The organism is Thermithiobacillus tepidarius DSM 3134, assembly GCF_000423825.1.
Lineage (GTDB): Bacteria > Pseudomonadota > Gammaproteobacteria > Acidithiobacillales > Thermithiobacillaceae > Thermithiobacillus > Thermithiobacillus tepidarius.
In genome coordinates this window covers 166,791-188,144 of the sequence record NZ_AUIS01000004.1, presented here as the reverse complement: position 1 = coordinate 188,144, position 21,354 = coordinate 166,791, and the positions used below count along the sequence as shown (strand labels likewise).

22 protein-coding genes are annotated in these 21,354 nt (G+C 68.6%); 2 read left to right on the top strand and 20 right to left on the bottom strand.

Going from position 1 to position 21,354, the window contains the following annotated elements; translation table 11 throughout:
- Positions 1 to 19: 19 nt before the first annotated feature.
- The 20 genes from G579_RS15395 to G579_RS15375 all read right to left on the bottom strand — a co-directional run bounded on the left by G579_RS15395 (position 20) and on the right by G579_RS15375 (position 17,612).
- Entirely contained in the window at positions 20 to 868 is an 849-nt protein-coding gene (locus tag G579_RS15395; RefSeq protein ID WP_051180735.1) for an ATP-binding cassette domain-containing protein, read from the bottom strand.
- Positions 862 to 1,836 (bottom strand): ABC transporter ATP-binding protein, encoded by a 975-nt coding sequence (locus tag G579_RS0102485; RefSeq protein WP_028988925.1) that lies wholly within the window; start codon positions 1,834 to 1,836, stop codon positions 862 to 864. Before G579_RS0102485 ends, G579_RS15395 begins: the two co-directional genes overlap by 7 nt.
- Positions 1,829 to 3,091 carry a histidine--tRNA ligase gene (gene hisS / locus G579_RS0102480; protein ID WP_028988924.1) on the bottom strand — a complete coding sequence of 421 codons (1,263 nt, stop codon included), beginning with the start codon at positions 3,089 to 3,091 and terminating at the stop codon, positions 1,829 to 1,831. The genes G579_RS0102485 and hisS overlap by 8 nt, the downstream gene beginning before the upstream one ends.
- Before the next feature lie 105 nt (positions 3,092 to 3,196).
- Positions 3,197 to 4,303: a flavodoxin-dependent (E)-4-hydroxy-3-methylbut-2-enyl-diphosphate synthase gene (gene ispG / locus G579_RS0102475; RefSeq protein ID WP_028988923.1), complete on the bottom strand. Its 1,107-nt coding sequence runs from the start codon at positions 4,301 to 4,303 to the stop codon at positions 3,197 to 3,199.
- 58 nt (positions 4,304 to 4,361) lie between these two features.
- Positions 4,362 to 5,237: a helix-turn-helix domain-containing protein gene (locus tag G579_RS0102470; RefSeq protein WP_028988922.1), complete on the bottom strand. Its 876-nt coding sequence runs from the start codon at positions 5,235 to 5,237 to the stop codon at positions 4,362 to 4,364.
- Between the two features lie 19 nt (positions 5,238 to 5,256).
- Positions 5,257 to 6,012, bottom strand: a complete 756-nt coding sequence (pilW, locus tag G579_RS15390; RefSeq protein ID WP_051180734.1) for a type IV pilus biogenesis/stability protein PilW — start codon at positions 6,010 to 6,012, stop codon at positions 5,257 to 5,259.
- Positions 6,009 to 7,100 (bottom strand): 23S rRNA (adenine(2503)-C(2))-methyltransferase RlmN, encoded by a 1,092-nt coding sequence (rlmN, locus tag G579_RS0102460; protein WP_028988921.1) that lies wholly within the window; start codon positions 7,098 to 7,100, stop codon positions 6,009 to 6,011. The genes pilW and rlmN overlap by 4 nt, the downstream gene beginning before the upstream one ends.
- 27 nt (positions 7,101 to 7,127) lie before the next feature.
- Entirely contained in the window at positions 7,128 to 7,559 is a 432-nt protein-coding gene (gene ndk, locus G579_RS0102455; RefSeq protein ID WP_028988920.1) for a nucleoside-diphosphate kinase, read from the bottom strand.
- Positions 7,560 to 7,727: 168 nt separating this feature from the next.
- Positions 7,728 to 8,798, bottom strand: coding sequence for a tRNA 2-thiouridine(34) synthase MnmA (gene mnmA / locus G579_RS0102450; RefSeq protein ID WP_028988919.1), 1,071 nt, complete (start codon positions 8,796 to 8,798; stop codon positions 7,728 to 7,730).
- A gap of 39 nt (positions 8,799 to 8,837) precedes the next feature.
- Positions 8,838 to 9,032: a Fe-S cluster assembly protein IscX gene (gene iscX / locus G579_RS0102445; RefSeq protein WP_028988918.1), complete on the bottom strand. Its 195-nt coding sequence runs from the start codon at positions 9,030 to 9,032 to the stop codon at positions 8,838 to 8,840.
- A 36-nt stretch (positions 9,033 to 9,068) separates the two neighbouring features.
- Positions 9,069 to 9,407: an ISC system 2Fe-2S type ferredoxin gene (gene fdx / locus G579_RS0102440; protein WP_028988917.1), complete on the bottom strand. Its 339-nt coding sequence runs from the start codon at positions 9,405 to 9,407 to the stop codon at positions 9,069 to 9,071.
- 11 nt (positions 9,408 to 9,418) lie between these two features.
- Positions 9,419 to 11,293 carry a Fe-S protein assembly chaperone HscA gene (gene hscA / locus G579_RS0102435; RefSeq protein WP_028988916.1) on the bottom strand — a complete coding sequence of 625 codons (1,875 nt, stop codon included), beginning with the start codon at positions 11,291 to 11,293 and terminating at the stop codon, positions 9,419 to 9,421.
- A gap of 61 nt (positions 11,294 to 11,354) precedes the next feature.
- Positions 11,355 to 11,993 (bottom strand): Fe-S protein assembly co-chaperone HscB, encoded by a 639-nt coding sequence (gene hscB / locus G579_RS0102430; RefSeq protein WP_162142958.1) that lies wholly within the window; start codon positions 11,991 to 11,993, stop codon positions 11,355 to 11,357.
- Complete coding sequence (iscA, locus tag G579_RS0102425; RefSeq protein ID WP_028988914.1) at positions 11,986 to 12,312, bottom strand: iron-sulfur cluster assembly protein IscA; 327 nt, start codon at positions 12,310 to 12,312, stop codon at positions 11,986 to 11,988. The genes hscB and iscA overlap by 8 nt, the downstream gene beginning before the upstream one ends.
- A 90-nt stretch (positions 12,313 to 12,402) precedes the next feature.
- Complete coding sequence (iscU, locus tag G579_RS0102420) at positions 12,403 to 12,810, bottom strand: Fe-S cluster assembly scaffold IscU (RefSeq protein WP_028988913.1); 408 nt, start codon at positions 12,808 to 12,810, stop codon at positions 12,403 to 12,405.
- A 117-nt stretch (positions 12,811 to 12,927) separates the two neighbouring features.
- Positions 12,928 to 14,211, bottom strand: coding sequence for an IscS subfamily cysteine desulfurase (locus G579_RS0102415; RefSeq protein ID WP_081662533.1), 1,284 nt, complete (start codon positions 14,209 to 14,211; stop codon positions 12,928 to 12,930).
- 58 nt (positions 14,212 to 14,269) lie between these two features.
- A complete protein-coding gene (locus G579_RS0102410) occupies positions 14,270 to 15,415 on the bottom strand; it encodes a cysteine desulfurase family protein (RefSeq protein ID WP_028988911.1) in 1,146 nt (381 codons plus the stop codon).
- A complete protein-coding gene (locus G579_RS15385) occupies positions 15,405 to 15,902 on the bottom strand; it encodes an Rrf2 family transcriptional regulator (RefSeq protein ID WP_038017671.1) in 498 nt (165 codons plus the stop codon). Before G579_RS15385 ends, G579_RS0102410 begins: the two co-directional genes overlap by 11 nt.
- Positions 15,903 to 15,957: 55 nt before the next feature.
- The gene (gene cysE, locus G579_RS15380) at positions 15,958 to 16,731 is read right to left on the bottom strand and encodes a serine O-acetyltransferase (protein ID WP_038017668.1); all 774 of its coding nucleotides are present in this window, start codon (positions 16,729 to 16,731) and stop codon (positions 15,958 to 15,960) included.
- 89 nt (positions 16,732 to 16,820) lie between these two features.
- Positions 16,821 to 17,612: an RNA methyltransferase gene (locus G579_RS15375; protein ID WP_051180732.1), complete on the bottom strand. Its 792-nt coding sequence runs from the start codon at positions 17,610 to 17,612 to the stop codon at positions 16,821 to 16,823.
- A 215-nt stretch (positions 17,613 to 17,827) separates the two neighbouring features.
- On the opposite strand from G579_RS15375, the gene G579_RS0102390 reads away from it, so the two are divergent.
- On the top strand, positions 17,828 to 18,625 hold the full coding sequence (locus tag G579_RS0102390; protein WP_028988910.1) for an inositol monophosphatase family protein: 798 nt from the start codon (positions 17,828 to 17,830) through the stop codon (positions 18,623 to 18,625).
- Between the two features lie 22 nt (positions 18,626 to 18,647).
- Positions 18,648 to 21,191 (top strand): DNA mismatch repair protein MutS, encoded by a 2,544-nt coding sequence (gene mutS / locus G579_RS0102385; protein ID WP_230973770.1) that lies wholly within the window; start codon positions 18,648 to 18,650, stop codon positions 21,189 to 21,191.
- Positions 21,192 to 21,354: the final 163 nt, after the last annotated feature.

Sequence of the window (21,354 nt, the reverse complement as noted above, 5' to 3'; positions counted from 1 at the left end):
GATAGCAAGCAAAAGCTAGTCAAATCCCGCGCGCACCAGGCTGACCGGCGCCCTGCCCGGACTCGGGCGCCAGCCGGGCGTGGGGCACGACGGCCGACAGCAGCGTGCGGGTGTATTCCGATTGCGGGTGCGCGTACACCTGCTCCACCGGTCCCTGCTCCACGATGCGCCCGCTCCGCATGACCGCCACCTGCTCGCACATGTGGCGCACGACCCGCAGGTCGTGGCTGATGAAGAGCAGGGTCAGGTTCAGCTCCTCGCGCAGGGATTGCAGCAGGGTCAGGATCTGGGCCTGGATGGAGACATCCAGGGCGGACACCGGCTCGTCGCAGACCAGCAGGTCCGGCTTGAGCACCAGGGCGCGGGCAATGCCGATGCGCTGGCGCTGGCCGCCGCTGAATTGGTGCGGGTAGCGGTCCAGGGCGTCGTCCCCCAGGCCCACACGCGCCAGCATCTCGCGCACCGCGGCGCGCCGCTGGCTGGCGTTGCCCAACCGATGGATGACCAGGCCCTCCTCGACGATGTCGCCCACCCGCATGCGCGGATTTAGGGAGGCGAAGGGATCCTGGAACACCATCTGCAACCGCCGACGCATGCGCCGCAGCTCGCTGCCGCGCAGCTGCAGCAGATCCACACCGTCGAAGCGGATCTCGCCGCCGTCCAGGGACAGCAGGCGCATGACCGCCCGCGCCAGGGTGGACTTGCCGGAGCCCGACTCCCCCACCAGGCCGCAGGAGCCGCCGCGCGGGATGCTGAGATCCACGCCGTCCAGCGCCATCAGCGTCTTCTTCTCCAGGCCCAACCGGCCGCTGCGCACCTGATAGCACTTGCGCAGCCCGCGCAGGCTCAGGAAGGCATCGCTCACCATTGCACCTCCGCGACACGGTCGTGAAACAGGCAGCGGCTCTGGCGGCCGTCCAGCTCCAGCAGGGGCACCGGCGCCTCGCGGCAGACCGGCTGCGCCAGCGGGCAGCGCGGCGCAAAGCGGCAGCCCGGCGGAATGGCATCCAGTGCCGGCACCTGGCCGGCGATGGGACGCAGATGGCGGCGGCCGGCCAGATCGGGCAGGCAGGCCAGCAGGCCGGCAGTGTAAGAATGGCGCGGAGACTGCAGCACGACGCGGGCGGGCCCCTGCTCCACCACCTGGCCGGCGTACATGACCGCCACCCGGTCGGCGATGCGCGCCACCACGTCGAAGTCGTGGGTGATGAAGAGCACCGCCATGCCGCGCTGGCGTTGCAGCTCCTTGATGAGGTCCAGGATCTGCGCCTGGATGGTGACGTCCAGGGCGGTGGTCGGCTCGTCGGCGATGAGCAGGTCAGGCGCACAGGCCAGCGCCATGGCGATCATCACGCGCTGGCGCTGGCCGCCGGACAGCTCGTCGGGATAGGCGCGCAGGCGCGCGCGGGCGTCGCGGATGCCCACCTGGTCCAGCAGCTCCGCAGCCTTGGCCAGGGCCGCGGACCGGGACAGGCCCAGATGCACCATGAGCGGCTCGGCCACTTGGCGGCCGATGGCGAAGACCGGGTTGAGGGAGGTCATCGGCTCCTGGAAGACCATGGCGATGCGGTTGCCGCGCAGCTGACGCAGGCGTTCCCGGGGCAGGCGCAGCAGGTCTTCGCCCTGGAAGGCGATGCTGCCGCCGCGCGTCCGCAGTCCCGGCCCCAGCAGGCCCATGATGCTCAGCGCGGTCAGGCTCTTGCCGGAACCCGACTCGCCGACCAGGCATACAAGCTCACTGGCGCCGATCTGCAGATCCACGCCGTCCACCGGCCGCAGCGCCGGGTCCTTGGCGAGGGCGACCCGCAGGTCGCGGATGGCGAGCAGTTCAGGCATCGAGCTTCGCTTTGAGCCGCTCCGGCAGGGTGGCCAGGCTGGCGGGCAGGAACTCGCCCGTCTCCTGCTCCTTCACCTGCAGCTCGCCGCCGGCCAGCTCCTGCTCGCCGAGAATGAGCATGAAGCGCGCCTGCGAGCGCTCCGCGGCCTTCAGAAGCTGCTTGAGCCCGCCCACCGGGCCGGTGCTCACGCGGATGCCGGCGTCGCGGGCCCGCTCGGCCAGGCACAGGGCGGCGGGCGCCGCCGCCTCGCCGAAGGGGCCGATGAAGAGATCGGGGCGCTCGGGAGCCGCCTGGCCGACCTCCAGCTCCAGCAGGGCGAGCAGGCGCTCCAGGCCCATGGCGAAGCCCACGGCCGGGGTATCGGGACCGCCGATCTGCCGCACCAGGCCATCGTAGCGGCCGCCGGCGATCACCGTCCCCTGGGCGCCGAGGCGATCGGTCTTCCACTCGAAGACCGTGCGGTTGTAGTAGTCGAGTCCCCGCACCAGGACCGGGTTGACCACGAAGGGGATCTCCAGGGCCCGGAGCCGCGCCTGCAGTCCCTCGAAGTGGAGGGCGGAATCCTCGTCCAGGAAATCCACCAGGAGCGGCGCATCCCGGGTCGCCTCGCGGCAACTCTCCACCTTGCAGTCCAGCACCCGCAGCGGGCTGCGGTGGATGCGCGCGCGGCAATCGGGGCACAAGGCCTCCGCCCTGGGCTCCAGGTAGCGCACCAGCAGTTCGCGGTAACGCTGGCGGGCCTCCAGGGAGCCCAGGGAGTTGAGCTCCAGGGTCACGCCGTTCAGCCCCAACTCGCGCAGCAGGCGCGCCGACAGGGCGATCTGCTCGGCATCCACGTCCGGGCCGGCCAGGCCGAAAGCCTCCACGCCGAGCTGATGGAACTGGCGGTAGCGGCCCTTCTGCGGCCGCTCATGGCGGAACATGGGGCCCATGTAGTACAAGCGGGGCGTCTGGCCGCGCAGCAGGTTCTGTTCGATGGCGGCACGCACGCAGCCGGCGGTGCCCTCGGGGCGCAGGGTCAAGCTGTCGCCGCTGCGGTCGACGAAGGTGTACATCTCCTTCTCCACGATGTCGGTGACTTCACCGATGGCGCGGGCGAAGAGCTCGGTCCGCTCGACGATGGGCAGGCGGATCTCGCTGTAGCCGTAGCGGGCCATGAGATCGCGCAAGGCCGCCTCCAGGCGCTGCCAGGCGCCGGTCTCGGCCGGCAGGATGTCGTTCATGCCGCGTACGGCTTGGATGGTGCTTGCCATGTTTTAAGTGATTCGTGATTCGTGATTCGTGATTCGTGATTCGTGATTCGTGATTCGTGATTCGTGCGCGAGTGTGGCGCGGCCCGCGCCGGCGCGCAAGCCGCTTCACGTTTCACGTTTCCCGTTCCTCGATCTGCGCGCGGCGAGCTGGGCCCGGATGTGCCGTTCCAGGGTGTCCACGATGCTTTCGTTGGGCACCCGCTCCACCTGCTTGCCATGGAAATAGAGAATGCTGCGCTTGTCGCCGCCGGTCAGGCCGATGTCGGACGCCAGGGCCTCGCCGGGACCATTGACCACGCAGCCGATCACGGACACGTCCATGGGCTCCAGGATGTCCTCCAGGCGCGACTCCAGGGCATTGACGGTCTTGATCACGTCGAACTCCTGGCGCGAGCAGGAGGGACAAGCGATGAGATTGATGCCCTTCTTGCGCAGGTGCAGGCTTTTCAGGATGTCGAAGCCCACCTTCACCTCCTCCACCGGATCGGCGGCCAGGGACACGCGGATGGTGTCGCCGATGCCGTCGGCCAGCAGCATGCCGAGGCCGATGGCCGACTTCACCGTGCCGGAGCGCAGGCCGCCCGCCTCGGTGATGCCCAGGTGCAACGGATAATCCACCTGCTCGGCCAGCAGCCGGTAGGCACCGACGGCGAGGAAGACGTCGGAGGCCTTGACGCTGATCTTGACGTCGTGGAAATCCAGCTCGTCCAGGATAGCCACGTGGCGCAGGGCCGATTCCACCAGGGCCTCGGGGGTGGGCTCGCCGTACTTGGCCTGCAGGTCCTTCTCCAGCGAGCCCGCGTTCACGCCGATGCGGATCGGCACGCCGCGGTCCTTGGCGGCGGACACGACCGCCTTGACGTGCTCCCGCTTGCCGATGTTGCCGGGGTTGATGCGCAACCCGTCCACGCCGTCGGCCAGCACCTTGAGGGCGATGCGGTGATCGAAGTGGATGTCGGCCACCAGCGGCGTTACCACTTCCCGGCGGATGGCCGCGAAGGCGTCGGCGGCCTCCATGCCGGGCACGGACACGCGCACGATGTCCACGCCGACCTGCTCCAGGCGCCGGATCTGCGCCACCGTGGCCGCCACGTCGCGGGTATCGGTGTTGGTCATACTCTGCACGCTGATAGGCGCGTCGCCGCCGATGGCCACTTTGCCGACGCGGATCTGCCGGGTCCGGCGTCGCTGAATGGGAGATGGGCTGTGCATGTCCTTGCTCTCTTCCGTCAATGGTGGAGGCGGCGAACGGGTCAGCCGCCTGGATCGACTACTCCGGTGTGCCGCCCGGCGGGGGCGCCGCCGTATCACCCACCGTGAAATGCACCACCTGGCCGGGCTTGCCGCCCGGCACGGGGATCGGTGTGTCGCCCAGCCGGATCTGCGCCGCCGCGGCGTTGCCCAGCACGATGCGATAGGGCGCTTCGCCTTGCAGCTCCGCCTGCTCGCCAGCCTGGACGGTGCGCCGCAGCAGAATCTTGCCGGTACCGTCCCTCACCTCGACCCACGCTTCGGCGCTGAACTGCAGATTCAACTTGCCCCCAGCGGCTGCCGGCGGCGAAGCGGAGGCGGTGGGCGCCACGGCGGCCGGGGTCGGCTCGATAGCGGCTGCGCTGACCTGCGGCGCGACGGCGCTGGCGGCCGGCGCGGCGGGCGAACTGGCGGCCGCCGGCCCCGCGGCCTGGCCGTCCAACTGCTTGAAGGCCAGATCATCGGCGTCGGGCAGCTCGCCGCCGTTGCCGTAGAAGAACAGCACCATGCCGACGATCACGGCCAAGGCCAGCAGGGCCCAGAGCACGGTGCGCCAGCTGTGCTCCATCAACGGGCCCTCGGCCTTTGGCACGAGCTGCTGGGCCGAGCGCGTGCCCGCGTCGCCGCTCTGGGAGGCATAGATCCGCACCACTTCTTCCGGGTCCAAGCCCAGCAGGCGTGCGTAGTTGCGCAGGAAGCCGCGCACGAAGACAGCGCCGGGCAACTTGTCGTGGCGATCGCTCTCCAGGGCCTCCACTTGCCCGTAGGTCAACTTCAGCTGCGCGGCCACCTGCTCGATGCTCAAGCCCCGTTGCAGGCGCGCCCGGCGCAGGCAGTCACCCGCCGACTGGGTGGACGGCAAGCCGCTTTCTGTATTGATCTCGTTTTCTGGCATGATCGGACTCAAGCTCGTCTCAAGGAAGCTGCAGGAGCAGGGCCTGGGCGCTGCGCCCCTGCGCAGAATAAGGCGCCTTGTCCACCACTTGCTGCAGATAGCGCCGTGCTTCGGCCACGTTGTTGCGGTCCTTGGCGATCTGCCCGGCCAGGAGTTGGGCATCGATGTTGTCCGGTGTCTGCCCCAGCACCCGCGCGACCGCCACCTCCGCCGCGTTCAACTGTCCCTCAGCATAATCCAACAAGGCCATTTGCAGCAAAGCGGGCGGGTAGTCGGGGGCCAGGCGCAGCGCTTGGGCAAGCTGCTGGCGGGCCGCGCCGCGGTCGCCGCGCGCCAGGGCGACCTTGGCAAGATTGAAATGGGCGAAATGGGGGGTGGCATAGAGCGGATCGGCCAGGGCCTTGCGCAGGGTACGCTCCGCCTCGTCCAGGCGGCCCTGGGCGAGGAGGAAGGCACCGTAGTTGTTCAGCACGTCCGACGCCTTGCCGTTGATGTCCAGGGCGCGCCGGAAGGCGCGTTCCGCCAGCTCCGGCTGATTCAGCTGCTGGTAGGCCAAGCCCAATGCGCTGTAGGCACCGACCGCCTGGCTGTCGAGATCCACGGCCTTTTCCAGCTCGACGATGGCGGGCCGCACCTCGCCCGCCTGCAGGTAGGCGATGCCCAGCGAAGTATAGATCTGCGCGCGGTGCTCCGGGGAACTGCGTGGGTTGGGAGTGGAGGTGGCACAGCCGGTCAGGGTGGCAAGCAGAAATAGCAGCCAAACGCCCTGCTTCATTGCGCAACCTGAAGCGGAATGGTTTTGCGGCGGGTGCGATCCTGGACGCGGCCGGCGAGCTGGCCGCAGGCGGCGGCGATGTCCTCGCCGCGCGGACGGCGGGTGACGGTGACGATGCCGCGGCCCAGCAGCTCGTCGCGGAAAGCGTCGATGCGGGCCTGGGGCGAGCGCTGATAGCGGGCGCCCGGATAGGGGTTGAAGGGAATCAGGTTGACCTTGCTCGGGATGTCGCGCAGCAGGCGGGCCAGCTCCCGCGCGTAGGCGGGGTCGTCGTTGACTCCGTCCAGCATCACGTATTCGAAGGTGATGCGCCGGCGCGTGCCGACCGGATAGCGGCGGCAGGCGTCCAGCAGCTCGGCCAGCGGATACTTGCGGTTGAGCGGCACCAGCTTGTCGCGGATCTCGTCGCGGGTGGCATGCAGGCTGATGGCCAGGCTGACGTTGCTGTCGCGGCCGAGCTTGTCCATGGCCGGCACCAGGCCCGAGGTGCTCAGGGTCACGCGCCTGGCCGACAGGCCGTAGGCCAGGTCGTCCAGCATGAGATTGCAGGCCGCCACCACGTTGCGGTAGTTGAGCAGGGGCTCGCCCATGCCCATGAGCACCACGTTGGTGATGGCGTCGGCGCCCAGCTCGCGCCGGGCCACCCGCAGCTGGCTGACGATTTCGCCCACCGACAGGTTGCGGTTGAAGCCCTGCTCGGCGGTGGCGCAGAAATCGCAGTCGATGGGACAGCCCACCTGGGACGAGATGCACAGGGTGCCGCGCTCGGCCTCGGGGATGTAGACGGTCTCGATGCAGTTGCCGTCGGCCAGCTGCAGCAGCCATTTCTGCGTGCCGTCCTGGGAATCCTGGCACAGCACCACGCGCGGCTCGTCCACGCAGGTCTCCGCCTGCAGGCGGGCGCGCAGGGACTTGGCCAGATTGGTCATCTGGCCGAAGTCGCGCACGTCCCGCTGGTGCAGCCATTGCAGGAGCTGGGCGGCGCGGAAGCGGGGCTCGCCCCACTGGGCGAACAGTGCCTCCAGCCCCGCTCGATCGTAATCGAGCAGGTTGAGGGCTTGGGCGGCATCGCGCGTGGTGTTGCTCATCTTTCGTCTTTCACTGCAAAAATCCCATCAGGCCGGGCGGCTGGCGATTTCCATCTGACTGAAGAAGAAGGAAATCTCCCAGGCGGCGGTTTCGGGGCCGTCGGAGCCGTGCACCGCGTTGGCATCGATGCTGTCGGCGAAATCGGCGCGGATGGTGCCCGGCGCGGCCTTCTTGGGGTCGGTGGCGCCCATCAGCTCGCGGTTCTTGCTGATGGCGTTTTCGCCTTCCAGCACGCTGATCAGCACCGGACCGCTGCTCATGAACTGGCACAGCTCGCCGTAGAAGGGCCGCTCCTTGTGCACGGCATAGAAGCCGCCCGCCTGCTCGGGACTCAGGTGCATCATCTTGGCGGCGACGACGCGCAGGCCGGCGTCCTCGAAGCGCTTGAGAATGGCGCCGACGGCGTTCTTGGCGACGGCATCGGGTTTGATAATGGACAGCGTGCGTTCAGTTGCCATGGTTTGTCCTTTTTTGATCGAAAAAAGAGATAAAGATTCCAAATGCCTGAAATTTGGCGCCTAGGCTACCATCAGCAGGCACGCGGGGCAATGGGAGGGCGCGGGCGCCGGCCCGGCAAACGCAAAACGCCGGCACGACGCCGGCGGCGCCTTCGAGGCCCGAGCCGCTCAGGCGATCCAGCCGCCGCCGAGCAGCTCCTCGCCGTGGTAGAAGGCCGCGCCCTGCCCCGGCGTGACGGCCCGCTGCGGCGCTTCGAAAACCAGGCGCCCGCGCCCGGCCGCCTGCGGATGGAAGACCGCCCGGGCCGGCACGCTGCGGTAGCGGATCTTGACCCACAGCGCCTGCGGCGCGGCCGGCGCCTGGCCGGACAACCAGTTCACGGCATCGAGCTGCGCCTCGTGCTGGTAGAGCTCGCCCTCCTCGGCCACCACCAGGCGGTTTTCCGCGGGCAGGATGGCCTTGACGTAGAGCGGGCGGGCGGCGGCGATGCCGAGTCCCTTGCGTTGGCCGATGGTGTAATAAGCCACTCCCCGATGCCGACCGAGCACCGCGCCCTGCTCGTCGACGATCTCGCCCGGGCGCGCGAAGTCCTCGCCCAGCTCCTGCTTGAGGAAGGCGCCGTAATCGCCGCCGGGCACGAAGCAGATGTCCTGGCTCTCGGGCTTGTCGGCCACGCGCAGGCCGAGCTCGCGGGCCATGGCGCGCACCTGCGCCTTGTCCAGGTCGCCGACCGGGAAGAGCAGCCGGTCGAGCTGCTCGGGCGGGGTGGCAAAGAGAAAGTAGGACTGGTCCTTGGCCGGATCGGCGCCGCGGAAGAGGCGCGGACGCGCGCCGGGCTCGCGCAGCAGGCGGGCGTAGTGGCCGGTCGCCACGTAGCGGGCGCCGAGCGCCCTGGCCTGCTGGATCAGGCGGTCGAATTTCATGAACTGGTTGCAGCGCGCGCACGGGTTGGGCGTGCGGCCGGCGCGGTAATCGTCCAGGAAGTTCTGGATCACCGTCTGGCGGAAGCTTTCCTCGTAGTTCAGGGCATAGAAGGGAATGCCCAGGCGGTCGGCCACCCGCCGGGCATCGGCCACGTCGTCGAGGCCGCAGCAGGTGCTCTCCTCGCCATGATCGCCGCGCCACAGGCGCATGGTGGCGCCCACCACGTCAAAGCCCTGCCGCACCAGCAGGGCGGCCGTCACCGAGGAGTCCACCCCGCCCGACATGGCCACCAGAACCCGTTCGCCCTTCTCCATTCCATCCACCTCAACTGCGGGCCGCCCCGGGCGGCCGTTTTACTCCCGCTCCTCCAGCCAGGCCATCTGGATGGCCTCCAGGATCTTCTCGCTGGAACGCTCGGGCGCGTCATCGAAGCCGTCCAGCGCCATCACCCAGGCATGCAGGTCGGTGAAGCGGATGTACTGGGGATCCACGTCCGGGTGCGCCTCGTCCAGGGCAATGGCAATCTCGCGGGTGTCGGTCCATTTCATCGTTGTCCTCCTCTCGGCCTGCGCGGCTCGCCGCGATCAGTGCCGCTCCTTTTCCAGGTTGATGGTGTACTTGGGAAGCTCGACCACCAGATCCTGGTCCTCCACCACCGCCTGGCAGCTCAGGCGCGAGGTGGGCTCCAGGCCCCAGGCCTTGTCCAGCAGATCCTCCTCGGTTTCCTCGGCCGGCTCCAGGGACTCGAAGCCCTGGCGCAGGATGACGTGGCAGGTGGTGCAGGCGCAGCTCATCTCGCAGGCATGCTCGATCTCGATGCCGTTGCGCAGGGCCGCCTCGATGATGGTCTCGCCCGGTTCCGCCTCGATTTCCGCGCCCTCCGGGCAGATCTCGTGATGCGGCAGGAATTTGATTTTCGGCATGTTCTTTCCCGTCAGTCGAATTGTTCAATGTGCTTGCCGGCCATGGCCGCGCGGACGCTGGCGTCCATGCGACGCTGGGCGAAGGTCCGGGTACTCTCTTCAAGGGCCTGCAGCTTGTCGCGGATCAGGTCGAAGTCGTTGCCGGCGCTGGCCTGCTGCAGCTCGGCGATGGCCAGGTCCACGGCGACGCGCTCCCCCTCCTCCAGCAGGTGGCGGTCCTGGGCCAGGGCCGCCGTCAGGGCCTCCAGGGCACGCTGGGCCTCCACTTGCGCTTCGCGCAAGGCGCGCGCCGCCACGTCCTCCTGGCCATGGGCGAAGGAGTCGCGCAGCATGCGCTCGATCTCCTCCTCGCTCAAGCCGTAGGAGGGCTTGACCTGCACGCGGCTCTCCACGCCGGTGCTCTGCTCCCGAGCGGAGACGGACAGGAGGCCGTCGGCATCCACCTGGAAGGTGACGCGGATGCGCGCCGCGCCGGCCACCAGGGGCGGAATGCCGTGCAGTTCGAAGCGGGCCAGGGAACGGCAGTCCTGCACCAGCTCGCGCTCGCCCTGCACCACGTGGATGCTCATGGCGCTCTGGCCGTCCTTGAAGGTGGTGAACTCCTGGGCGCGCGCCACCGGAATGGGGGTGTTGCGCGGGACGATCTTCTCGACCAGGCCGCCCATGGTTTCGATGCCCAAGGACAGGGGAATGACGTCCAGGAGCAGCAGGTCCTCGTCGCGGCGATTGCCCACCAGCACGTCGGCCTGGATGGCCGCGCCGACGGCCACCACCTTGTCGGGGTCGATGTCCACCAGGGGCTCGCTCTGGAAGAACTCGCGCGCCGCCGCGCGCACCCGCGGCACGCGCGTGCTGCCGCCCACCATCACCACCCCGCGGATCTCGTCGGCGCTCAGCTTGGCGTCGCGCAGGGCGCGGCGGCACGGCGCCAGGGTCCGCTGAATCAGCGGCTCGATCAGTTGCTCGAACTGGTCACGGCGCAGCTCGCCCCGCCATTCACGGCCGTCGGTCATCTCGATGGCGATGGGCGTGCTCTCGGCGTCGGTCAAGGCCTCCTTGGCCTGGCGCGCCGCCGCCAGCACCCGGCGCAGCCACTGGGGATCGGCATTGTCCGCCTGCGCCTGGGCGAGAATCCATTCGGCGACCGCGTGGTCCATGTCGTCGCCGCCCAGCGCCGAATCGCCCGCCGTCGCCAGCACCTCGAAGATGCCCTGGCGCAGGCGCAGGATGGAGATGTCGAAGGTGCCGCCGCCCAGATCGTAGACGGCATAGACGCCCTCGGCCCCCTTGTCCAGGCCGTAGGCCACCGCCGCCGCGGTTGGCTCGTTCAGCAGGCGCAGGACCGGGAGGCCGGCCAGGGTGCCGGCGTCCTTGGTGGCCTGCCGCTGGGCATCGTCGAAGTAGGCGGGCACGGTGATGACCGCGCCGGCCACTTCGCCGCCCAGCGCGGCCTCGGCGCGCTGGCGCAACACCTTGAGGATCTCCGCCGATACCTCCACCGGGCTCTTCATGCCGGCGATGGTGCGGATGCGCGGCATGCCCCCCTGCCCCTCCGGCGCCACCAGGTGGTACGGCAGGCGGTCGGCCAGGGTTTTCACGTCCTCGATGCCGCGGCCCATGAGGCGCTTGACCGAGGCGATGGTATTGAAGGGGTCGGCGGCGGCCGCCGCCAGCGCTTCCTGGCCGACCGCCACCTCGCCATCGGCCAGATAGCGCACCACCGAGGGCAGCAAGTGACGTCCCTGGGCGTCGGGCAGCGTGTCCGGAATGCCGGAGCGCACCGTGGCGACCAGGGAGTTGGTGGTGCCCAGGTCGATGCCGACGGCCAGGCGATGCTGGTGCGGGGCGGTGCTCAAGCCAGGTTCGCTGATCTGTAAAAGGGCCATAAGCGTACTCGGGTATGGTTGTTCGGGGACAAAAGCGGGCACGCCCGCCAGCGGCAGCGCGCTAGTCGAACTGCTCCTCGAGGCGGTCCGCCTCCTGCAGCAGCTTGTTGAAGAACTTCAGTTCCTGCACCAGGATGGCCGCGCTGGCGGGGTTGGCCAGGCCCGGGCCGTGCAGGGCCACCCGCAAGCCTTCGTTGCGCTCTTCCACCGCGCTTTTGAGATCCCGGCGCAGGCGTGCCAAGCCGGGCAAGGGGTCCGGCTCGTGGCGCAGCTCCGCCAACCGCTCGCGGAAGTCCATCTGCTCGTCGAGAAAGGCGGGATTCATGATCGTGCGCGACTCGTCCTGGCTCTCCACGCCGTGCATGGCCAGCAAATACTCGGCGCGCCGCAGGGGATCGCGCAGGGTGGCGTAGGCGTCGTTCAGCCGCGTGCTCCACTCCAGGGAAAAGCGCTTTTCCCGGCTGTCCGCGGCGGCGAAGCGGTCCGGGTGCACCCGCCGGCTCAGCTCGTGGTAGCGGCGGTCGAGATCGTCCAGATTGATCTCATAGCCGACGGGCAGGCCCAGCAGCTGGAAGGCGGTCACCGGCGCCGGCGGCTGCAGGGCACCGCACGCATGGCAATCCAGCACGAAGGGCACGCCCGCCGCCGGCAGCAGGGGCGTCCCGCAGCGCCAGCACATCACCGCCGCGCCGTCAGACATTGAAGCTTTCGCCGCAGCCGCATTCGTCCTTGACGTTGGGGTTGTTGAACTTGAACCCTTCGTTGAGTCCCTCGCGGACGAAATCCAGCTCGGTGCCATCGAGATAGATCAGGCTCTTCGGGTCCACGAAGACCTTGACGCCGTTGTGCTCGAAGATCTGGTCCTCGGGCCGCACCTCGTCCACGAATTCGAGGACGTAGGCCATGCCCGAACAGCCGCTGGTCCGCACGCCCAGGCGCAGGCCTTCGCCCTTGCCGCGCCTGGCCAGCGACTTCTGTACGTGCTGGGCGGCCCGTTCCGTCAAACTCACGCCCCTCATGCCATATCCCTCCTGAAAAGAGCGGCCCCGAAGGCCGCTTGTCATGTTCATTTGCCGGACCGGCCGCTTAGCGGACGGGCCGGAGCCGCCTCAGGACGCCTGGGCGGCAGCTTCGCTCTGGCCGTGCTTGGCCTTGTAGTCCTCAATGGCCGCCTTGATGGCGTCCTCGGCCAGCACCGAACAGTGGATCTTCACCGGCGGCAGGGCCAGCTCCTCGGCAATCTGGGTATTCTTGATCTGGGCCGCCTCTTCCAGGGTCTTGCCCTTCACCCACTCGGTCACCAGCGAGCTGGAGGCGATGGCGGAACCGCAGCCGTAGGTCTTGAAGCGCGCGTCCTCGATCACGCCCTGCTCGTTGATCTTGAGCTGCAGCTTCATCACGTCGCCGCAGGCCGGCGCGCCTACCATGCCGGTGCCCACGCTGGGGTCGCTCTTGTCGAAGCTGCCCACGTTGCGGGGATTCTCGTAGTGGTCGATCACTTTGTCGCTGTAAGCCATGGTCAGTCTCCTCGTCCGAAACCGCGGCCTTGGCAAGGCCGCGCTGAAATTTCATCGTTTGCGGTGAAGCGGGAGCAGCGCAAAGGCGCTCCCGGTCCGCCATTCACCCTCGTCGCTTCAATGCGCCGCCCACTGCACGCTGTCCAGATCGATGCCTTCCTGGTGCATCTCCCACAGGGGCGAGAGCTCGCGCAGCTTGTTGACCTTGTCCACCACCAGCTCGATGGTGCGGTCGATTTCCTCTTCGGTGGTGAAGCGCCCGATGCCGAAGCGGATGGAGCTGTGCGCCAGTTCGTCGCTCTTGCCCAGCGCCCGCAACACGTAGGAGGGCTCCAGGCTGGCCGAGGTACAGGCGGAGCCGCTGGACACCGCGATGCCCTTGAGCGCCATGATCATGGACTCGCCCTCGACGAAATTGAAGCTCACGTTCAGGTTGCCGGCCACCCGGTGCTCCAGGTCGCCGTTGATGTAGATCTCTTCGAGCCGGTCCTGCAGGCCCTTGCGCAGCTTCTCGCGCAGATGCAGGATGCGGGCATTGTCGCTGTCCATCTCACGCACGGCGATCTCGAAAGCCTCGCCCATGCCGACGATCTGGTGGGTGGGCAGGGTGCCGGAACGCATGCCGCGCTCATGCCCACCGCCGTGCATCTGCGCCTCGATGCGCACGCGCGGCTTGCGGCGCACGTAGAGGGCGCCGATGCCCTTGGGTCCGTAGGCCTTGTGCCCGGACAGGGACATGAGGTCGGCGTTGATGGCGTTGACGTCCACCGGCACCTTGCCGATGGCCTGGGCGGCGTCCACGTGGAAGAGGATGCCGCGGCTGCGCAACATCTTGCCGATCTCGGTCATGGGCTGGATCACGCCGATCTCGTTGTTGACGAACATGACGGAGGCGAGAATGGTGTCCGGGCGCAGGGCCGCCTCGAACACCTCCAGGTCCAGCAGGCCGTTTTCCTGCACCGGCAGATAGGTGACCTCGAAGCCCTCGCGCTCCAGTTGGCGACAGGTATCCAGGGTGGCCTTGTGCTCGGTCTTGACGGTGACGAGGTGCTTGCCCTTGCCCTGGTAGAAGTGCGCCGCCCCCTTGATGGCCAGATTGCTGGCCTCGGTCGCGCCGGAGGTCCAGACGATCTCCTTGGGATCGGCGCCGATCGCGCTGGCCACCTGCTGACGGGCGTGCTCGACCGCCTCCTCCGCCTCCCAGCCGAGCGCATGGGAACGGCTGGCGGGATTGCCGAAGTGTTCGGTCAGCCAGGGGAGCATCTTGTCCACGACCCGCGGATCCACTGGCGTCGTGGACTGATAGTCCAGATAGATCGGCCGCTGCGCCGCCCTGTCGCCCTGCTGGGCGGCGGTCGCATCCCGCGCCAGTTGACTCACCTTCGCTTCACTCGTGCTCATCCTGCCCTCCATCGTGCTCAAAACTGCCGGACGCCTGCGGCGTCCGGATGAAACCGCCTCAACCCGCGGCCCGCGCCAGCCCGCGCAGGCGCTCCGCCTGTGCCCGCAGCACGTCCGCAAAAAGATCCACTTCCGCTGCCGTGTTCTCGCGCCCGAGGCTGACGCGGATGGCGCTGCGCGCCAGCTCCCGCGTCACGCCCATGGCCAGCAGCACCGGGCTCGGCTCCAAGCTGCCGCTGGCACAGGCGGAGCCGCTCGATACCATGATGCCCATGAGATCCAGGCTCATCAGGAGCGTCTCGCCGTCCACGCCGGGGACGCCCAGGGCGACGGTATTGGGCAGACGCGGGGCCCGCTCGGCAAAGACCACGGCATCCGGCAGCGCCGCCTTGACCCGCGCGATCAGGCGCTCCCGCAACTGCGTCAAGCGCGCCTGCTCCGCCGCCAGCCGCTCCTGGGCCAGCTGGGCAGCCCGGCCGAAGCCGACGATGCCCGCCACGTTCTCGGTGCCGGCCCGGCGCTTGCGCTCATGGCCGCCGCCGTGCAGCAGGGGCTCGATGCCGGTGCGCTTGTCCAGGATCAGGGCGCCCACGCCCTGAGGGCCATGGATCTTGTGCGCGGACAGGCTCATCAGGTGCGCGCCCAGGCTGGGAAAGTGCACCGGGATCTTGCCCAGGGCCTGCACCGCGTCCGTATGCATCAGGGCACCCCGCCCGCGGATCAGGGCGGCGATGGCCGCCACGTCCTGGATGGCGCCCGTTTCGTTGTTGGCCAGCATCACCGAAACCAGCGCCGTTTTCGCCGGCATGGCCGCGGCCACCGTCTCCGGCTGCACCACCCCGTCCCTGTCGGGCGCCACCTGCACCAGCGGCCAGCCCTGGCGCTGCAGATGCGCTGCCGCCTGCAGCACGGAAGGATGTTCGATGGCGCTGACCACCAGCGCCGCTTCCCGCCCGCCTTGCAGGGCGATGCCCTTGAGGGCCAGATTGTTGGCCTCGGTGCCGCCGGCGGTGAAAATCACCTGGCTGGGCTGCACGCCCACCAGCGCGGCGACCTGTTCGCGGGCCTCGTCCACTGCCGCCCGCGCCGCCCGCCCGGCCTGATGCACGCTGGACGGATTGCCGCAGCGACCCTGCAGGTAAGGCAGCATGGCTTCCAGCACCGCCGGGTCGAGCGGCGTGGTGGCGTTGTGATCAAGATACATACTGCCCCTGCGCCGGGCCTTCGGCGCCCTCGTCGGCATGCCGCAAATCCTGCAGCGGCCGCTCTCCGCCTTTTGACTTGTGGCCGGCCACCAGCTTGCCCAGGGTCACGCCGTTGAGGAAGCGGTAGATCTCCGACCCCAACTCCTCCCACAGGTCGTGGGTCAGGCAGGCCACGTTGTTGCCCTTGCAGCGGTGGGCGGCGTCGCCGCCGCACAGGGTGGTGGTGATCGGTTCGTTCACAGCGGCGATGATCTCGGCCACCCGGATCTCCGACGCCGGCCTGGCCAGGTGATAGCCCCCGCCCGGCCCGCGCACGCTCTCGACCAATCCCATGCGCCGCAGGCGGCCGAACAACTGCTCCAGATAAGCCAGCGAGATCATCTGCCGCCGGGCGATGTCCGCCAGCGTCACCGTCCCCTGTTCCTGGTACAATGCCAGGTCCAGCATGGCCGTAACCGCATACCTGCCTTTGGTTGTCAGCTTCAAATCAATGCACCTTTACGCTACGCCCCTCGGAAACTAACTTATCCGACTATTTTAGTCAAGTATTAGTTCCCATCTTTTCCCCGCGCACCGTCTCGGTTGGCTCGTCCTCCAGCGGGCAGGCAAAGGGTTCCGGCGCGGCCGGCGCCGGGGCGCCGACCTGGGCCACGCTGGTCAAGGCATTCTGCAGAGCCTCGATCTGCTCGTCCTGCTTGTGCATGTGGTCGAGCATGCATTCGATGGCACGGGCGACCGGGTCGGGCATCTGTTCGGTGGCGGCGTAGGCATCGAAGCCGAGGCGGTTGACCCGCCCCTCGCGCCGCACCACCCGCCCCGGAATGCCGATGACGGTGGCATCGGCCGGCACCTCCTTCACCACCACTGCGTTGGAGCCGATGCGGCTGTTGTCGCCGACGGTGATCGGCCCGAGGATCTTGGCGCCGGCGCCGACGATCACGTTGTTGCCCAGCGTGGGGTGGCGCTTGCCTTTCTGCCAGGTGGTGCCGCCCAGGGTGACACCGTGATAGAGGGTGCAGTCGTTGCCGATCTGCGCGGTTTCGCCGATCACCACGCCCATGCCGTGGTCGATGAAAAAGCGCCGGCCGATGTAGGCGCCCGGGTGGATCTCGATGCCGGTCAGGAAGCGGGACAGCGCCGCGATGAAGCGGGCCAAGCCGTGGAAGCGGCGCAGCCAGAGCGCGTGCGCCAGGCGGTGGAACACGATCGCGTGCACGCCGGGATAGGTGAGGATGACTTCCAGGACGTTGCGGGCGGCGGGGTCGCGCTCAAAGACGACGTTGACATCCTCCTGCAACTGTTTGATGAATCGCATCCAATCTCCGTTCTGCGCGCCTGGCAGCCAAAAGAAGATGTGAAAGTAATGGCGTATTACACCGTTACCCGAGAAATTCCGTCAAGTATTTATGCTTGGCCATCGCCGCCGCCATTGGACTTTGCGCGGACGGCCCACTGCTCCACGGCCGCCAGGATGCCGCGCAGGATGTTGACTTCGTTGCGGTCCACGGCGGCGCGGTCGAAGAGGCGGCGCAGGCGGCTCAGCAGGTGGCGGGGATTGGCGGGGTCCAGGAAGCCGCTCCGCAGCATGACCCGTTCCAGATGCTCGTAGAACCGCTCCATGTCCGCGGCCGCCGCCGGCGGATGCTGGCGCTGCTGCGGCTCGGGCGCGCCGCAGGCGGCCATGCGCAGCTCGTAGGCCACCACCTGCACCGCCTGCGCCAGATTGAGGGAACTGTAGTCGGGATTGCTGGGAATCTGCATGAGGGCATGGCAGTGATCGAGTTCGGCGTTGGTCAGGCCGGTGCGCTCGCGCCCGAAGATCACCGCGCAGGGCCCGAGGGCCACGGCGCCGGCCACCCTGAGGGCCGCCGCGCGGGCGTCGAAGCACGGCCACTCGCCGCGCCGGGGGCGGGCGCTGGTGCCGATGACGAAATGACAGTCGGCCACCGCGTCCGTCAGCGAATCCGCCAGGCGGGCCTGCTCCAGGATGTCGTCGGCGCCCGAGGCCAGGGCGGTGGCGTCCGGATGGGGAAAGTACTTGGGGCGCACCAGCACCAGCTGGCGCAGCCCCATGTTCTTCATGGCGCGCGCGGTGGCGCCGATATTGCCCGGATGGCTGGTTTCAACCAAGACGACGCGCACCTGCTGCAAAACGGCCTCCGGGGAGAGTGCGGCGGAAACACGATCTTCGGTCATAGGGCAAGCTTGGGCGGCATGATCATTGGATGAGCTCCGAAAGCGAAAATCCGGGGTCGCCGGGTATGCTACACGATTTCTCCGTGCTGCGGGCAGCCCACGCAGGCATCCGGCAACGCGCGCTGCGGACATGACCCCGGCCCCCACTCTGGGCTATACTGGGCCCCTGAATTCCCGAGCACCGTCTTGATCTTTCACGAAGAGAACCATCCGTCATGCATCCGATGCTTACCACTGCCGTCCGCGCCGCCCGCCGGGCCGGCGACCTGATCAACCGTGCCCTGTATCGGGTCGCCGATCTCAGCGTCACCGCCAAGACCCGCCACGACTACGTGACCGAGGTGGATCGCGCCGCCGAGCGGGAGATCGTCGAGATCATCCGCAAGGCCTATCCGAACCACGGCATCCTGGGCGAAGAGGGAGGCTATACGGAAGGGGACGAATACCAGTGGATCGTCGACCCGCTGGACGGCACCACCAATTTCATCCACGGCATGCCCCAGTTCGCCGTCTCCATCGCCCTGAAGCACCGCGACCGGCTGGAACAGGCGGTGATCTATGATCCGGTGCGCAATGAACTTTTCACCGCCAGCCGCGGCGGCGGCGCCCAGCTCAACGAACGGCGCCTGCGCGTCAGCAACGCGCGCAGTCTGGAGGGCGCTCTGCTCGGTACGGGCTTCCCCTACCGGGACACCTCCTACCTGGACGTCTACCTGGCCACGCTGAAGGCGTTCATCGGCCCCACCGCCGGCATTCGCCGGCCCGGCTCGGCGGCGCTGGACCTGGCCTACGTGGCCGCCGGGCGCTTCGATGGCTTCTGGGAGTTCCGCCTGAACGCCTGGGACATGGCCGCGGGCGCCCTGCTGGTGCAGGAAGCCGGGGGCATGGTCAGCGACTTCGGCGGCGGCGACCACTACCTGCAAAGCGGCAACATCCTGGCCAGCAACGGCCGCATTCACAGCGCCATGCTCAAAACGCTCAAGGACACGGTGCCTGCGGAGCTGCGCAAGTAATACCCGCCTGTCGAGAGCGGCCGTGACCACCCCCAAGCATACCCCGATGATGCAGCAGTACCTGCGGATCAAGGCCGAGCATCCGCAGGCGTTGCTGCTCTATCGCATGGGCGATTTCTACGAACTCTTCTACGACGACGCCCGGCGCGCGGCGCAGATCCTCGACATCACCCTCACCAGCCGAGGCGCCAGCGCCGGCGAGCCCATCCCCATGGCCGGCGTGCCGGTGGCCAGCGTGGACGGCTACCTGGCGCGTCTGGTCAAGGCCGGCGAGACCGTGGCCATCTGCGAGCAATTGGGCGACCCAGCCGCCAGCAAGGGGCCGGTGGAGCGCGCGGTAGTGCGGGTGATCAGCAGCGGCACCATCACCGATGGGCACCTGTTGGATGCCCGCAAGGAAAACCTGCTGCTTGCCTGGGTGACGCGGGCCGACACGGCGGGCTTGGCCTACCTGGAGCTCTCCAGCGGGCGCTTTCAGGTGCTGGAGGTGCCGACGAGCCAGCTCGGCGCGGAGCTGGAACGGCTGCAGCCCGCCGAAATCATTCTGCCCGAAGGCGGCATCTGCCCCGTCCCATGGGCAGCGCGGGTCCGTCATCTGGAGCCGTGGCGCTTCGACGAGGTGAGCAGCCAGCGCTATCTCGCCGCTCAGTTCGGCGCCAATGCGCTGCAGGGCTTCGGCTGCGCCCACCTGCGCCTGGCCCTCTGCGCCGCCGGCGCCCTGCTCGCCCACGCCCAGGAGCACCTGCGCGGTCCCCTGCCCCACGTGCAGAGCCTGCTGCCGGAGCACACCCGGGACCACCTCTTTCTGGACGGCGCCAGCCGCCGCAATCTGGAAATCACCCGCAACCTGCAGGGCGAGGAAAAGCATACGCTGCTGGCGGTCATGGACCGCACCCGCACGCCCATGGGCGCGCGCCTGCTGCGGCGCTGGCTGGAACAGCCGGTGCGCGGCCGCGCCGAGATCGCCCTGCGCCAGGACGCGGTGGCGGAGCTCATGGAGGCCAGCCGCCACGGCGAGCTGCGGGCGCATTTGGCGCCGCTGCCGGATCTGGAGCGCCTGCTGACCCGCGTCGCCCTGAAGAGCGCCGGCCCGCGCGAGCTGGCGCAACTGCGCGACGCCCTGCACGCCCTGCCCGGGCTCAAGGCGCAGCTTCGGCAGTTGCAGGCCGCCCGCTGGCAGGAGCTGGCCACGGCCATCGGCGATTTCGGCGAGACGGCGGACTGGCTGGCCCGCGCCATCGTGGACAATCCGCCGGTGACCGCCCGCGACGGCGGCTTCATCCGCCCGGGCTTCGATGCCGAGCTGGACGAGCTGCGCCGGCTGACCGATGACGTGGGCAGCTTCCTGCTGGATCTGGAAGCCCGCGAGCGCGCCCGCACGGGCATCAGCACGCTGAAGGTGCAGTACAACAAGGTGCACGGCTTTTACATCGAGATCAGCCGGGCCGCCAGCGCCCACGCGCCCGCCGACTACGTCCGCCGCCAGACCCTCAAGGGCGCCGAACGCTATCTGACGCCGGAGCTGAAGGCATTCGAGGACAAGGCCCTGTCCGCCCAAAGCAAGGCGCTGGCCCGGGAAAAAGCCTTGTTGGACGGCATCCTGGAGCAACTGGGCCCTCTGGTCCCGGCCCTGCAGGCCAGCGCCCGGGCGCTGGCCCAGGCCGACGTGCTCGCCGATTTCGCCGAGCGGGCCGATGCCCTCAACTACTGCCGCCCCGAGATGGTTGACGAACCCGTGCTTCGCATCGAGAGCGGCCGCCATCCGGTGGTGGAAACCAGCATCGACGCGCCCTTCATCGGCAACGACCTGGACCTGCACGAGCAGCGCCGCATGCTGGTGATCACCGGCCCGAACATGGGCGGCAAGTCCACCTACATGCGCCAGACCGCGCTGATCGTGCTGCTGGCGCATACGGGCAGCTTCGTGCCCGCCAGCCGGGCGCGCATCGGCGCCATCGACCAGATCTTCACCCGGGTGGGCTCCAGCGACGACCTCGCCGCCGGCCGCTCCACCTTCATGGTGGAAATGACGGAAACCGCCAACATCCTCAACAACGCCACCGCCCAGAGTCTGGTGATCATGGACGAGGTGGGGCGCGGCACCAGTACCTTCGACGGCCTGTCCATCGCCTGGGCCGCCGCCGAGCACCTGGCGCGCCAGACCCGCGCCTTCACCCTCTTCGCCACCCATTACTTCGAGATGACCGAGCTGGCCGAGCAACTGCCGGGCGTGGCCAACGTGCACCTGAGCGCCGTGGAGCACGGGCATGACGTGGTCTTCCTGCACAGCGTGCGCGAGGGCCCGGCCAGCCAGAGTTACGGCCTCGCCGTGGCGCGCCTGGCCGGCGTGCCCGCCGCCGTGCTGGAGCGCGCCCGCCGCAAGCTGATGGAGCTGGAACAGGGCGCTCACCGGGCCGAGCCTGGCCCGCAAAATCAACTGGACCTCTTCTCCCCTGCCCAGCATCCGGTGGTCGCGGCCCTGGCGGAGCTGGACCCGGACAGCCTGAGCCCGCGCGAGGCGCTGGACTGGCTGTACCGGCTACGGGAGCAGGCGAAGCAGGGCTGAGCTTGGACTTTCCTCGTCGCCGGATTGGCCGAATTCAGAATTGGAGCGTGCTGGCCCGCGATGCACGGGCGGCCGGCAGGCCTGATCGCGAGCCAGCTCGCCCCCACGGCCGGAAGCGGCAACTTACGTAGCCTGGGCTGGGTGCAGCGAAGCCCAACGGGGG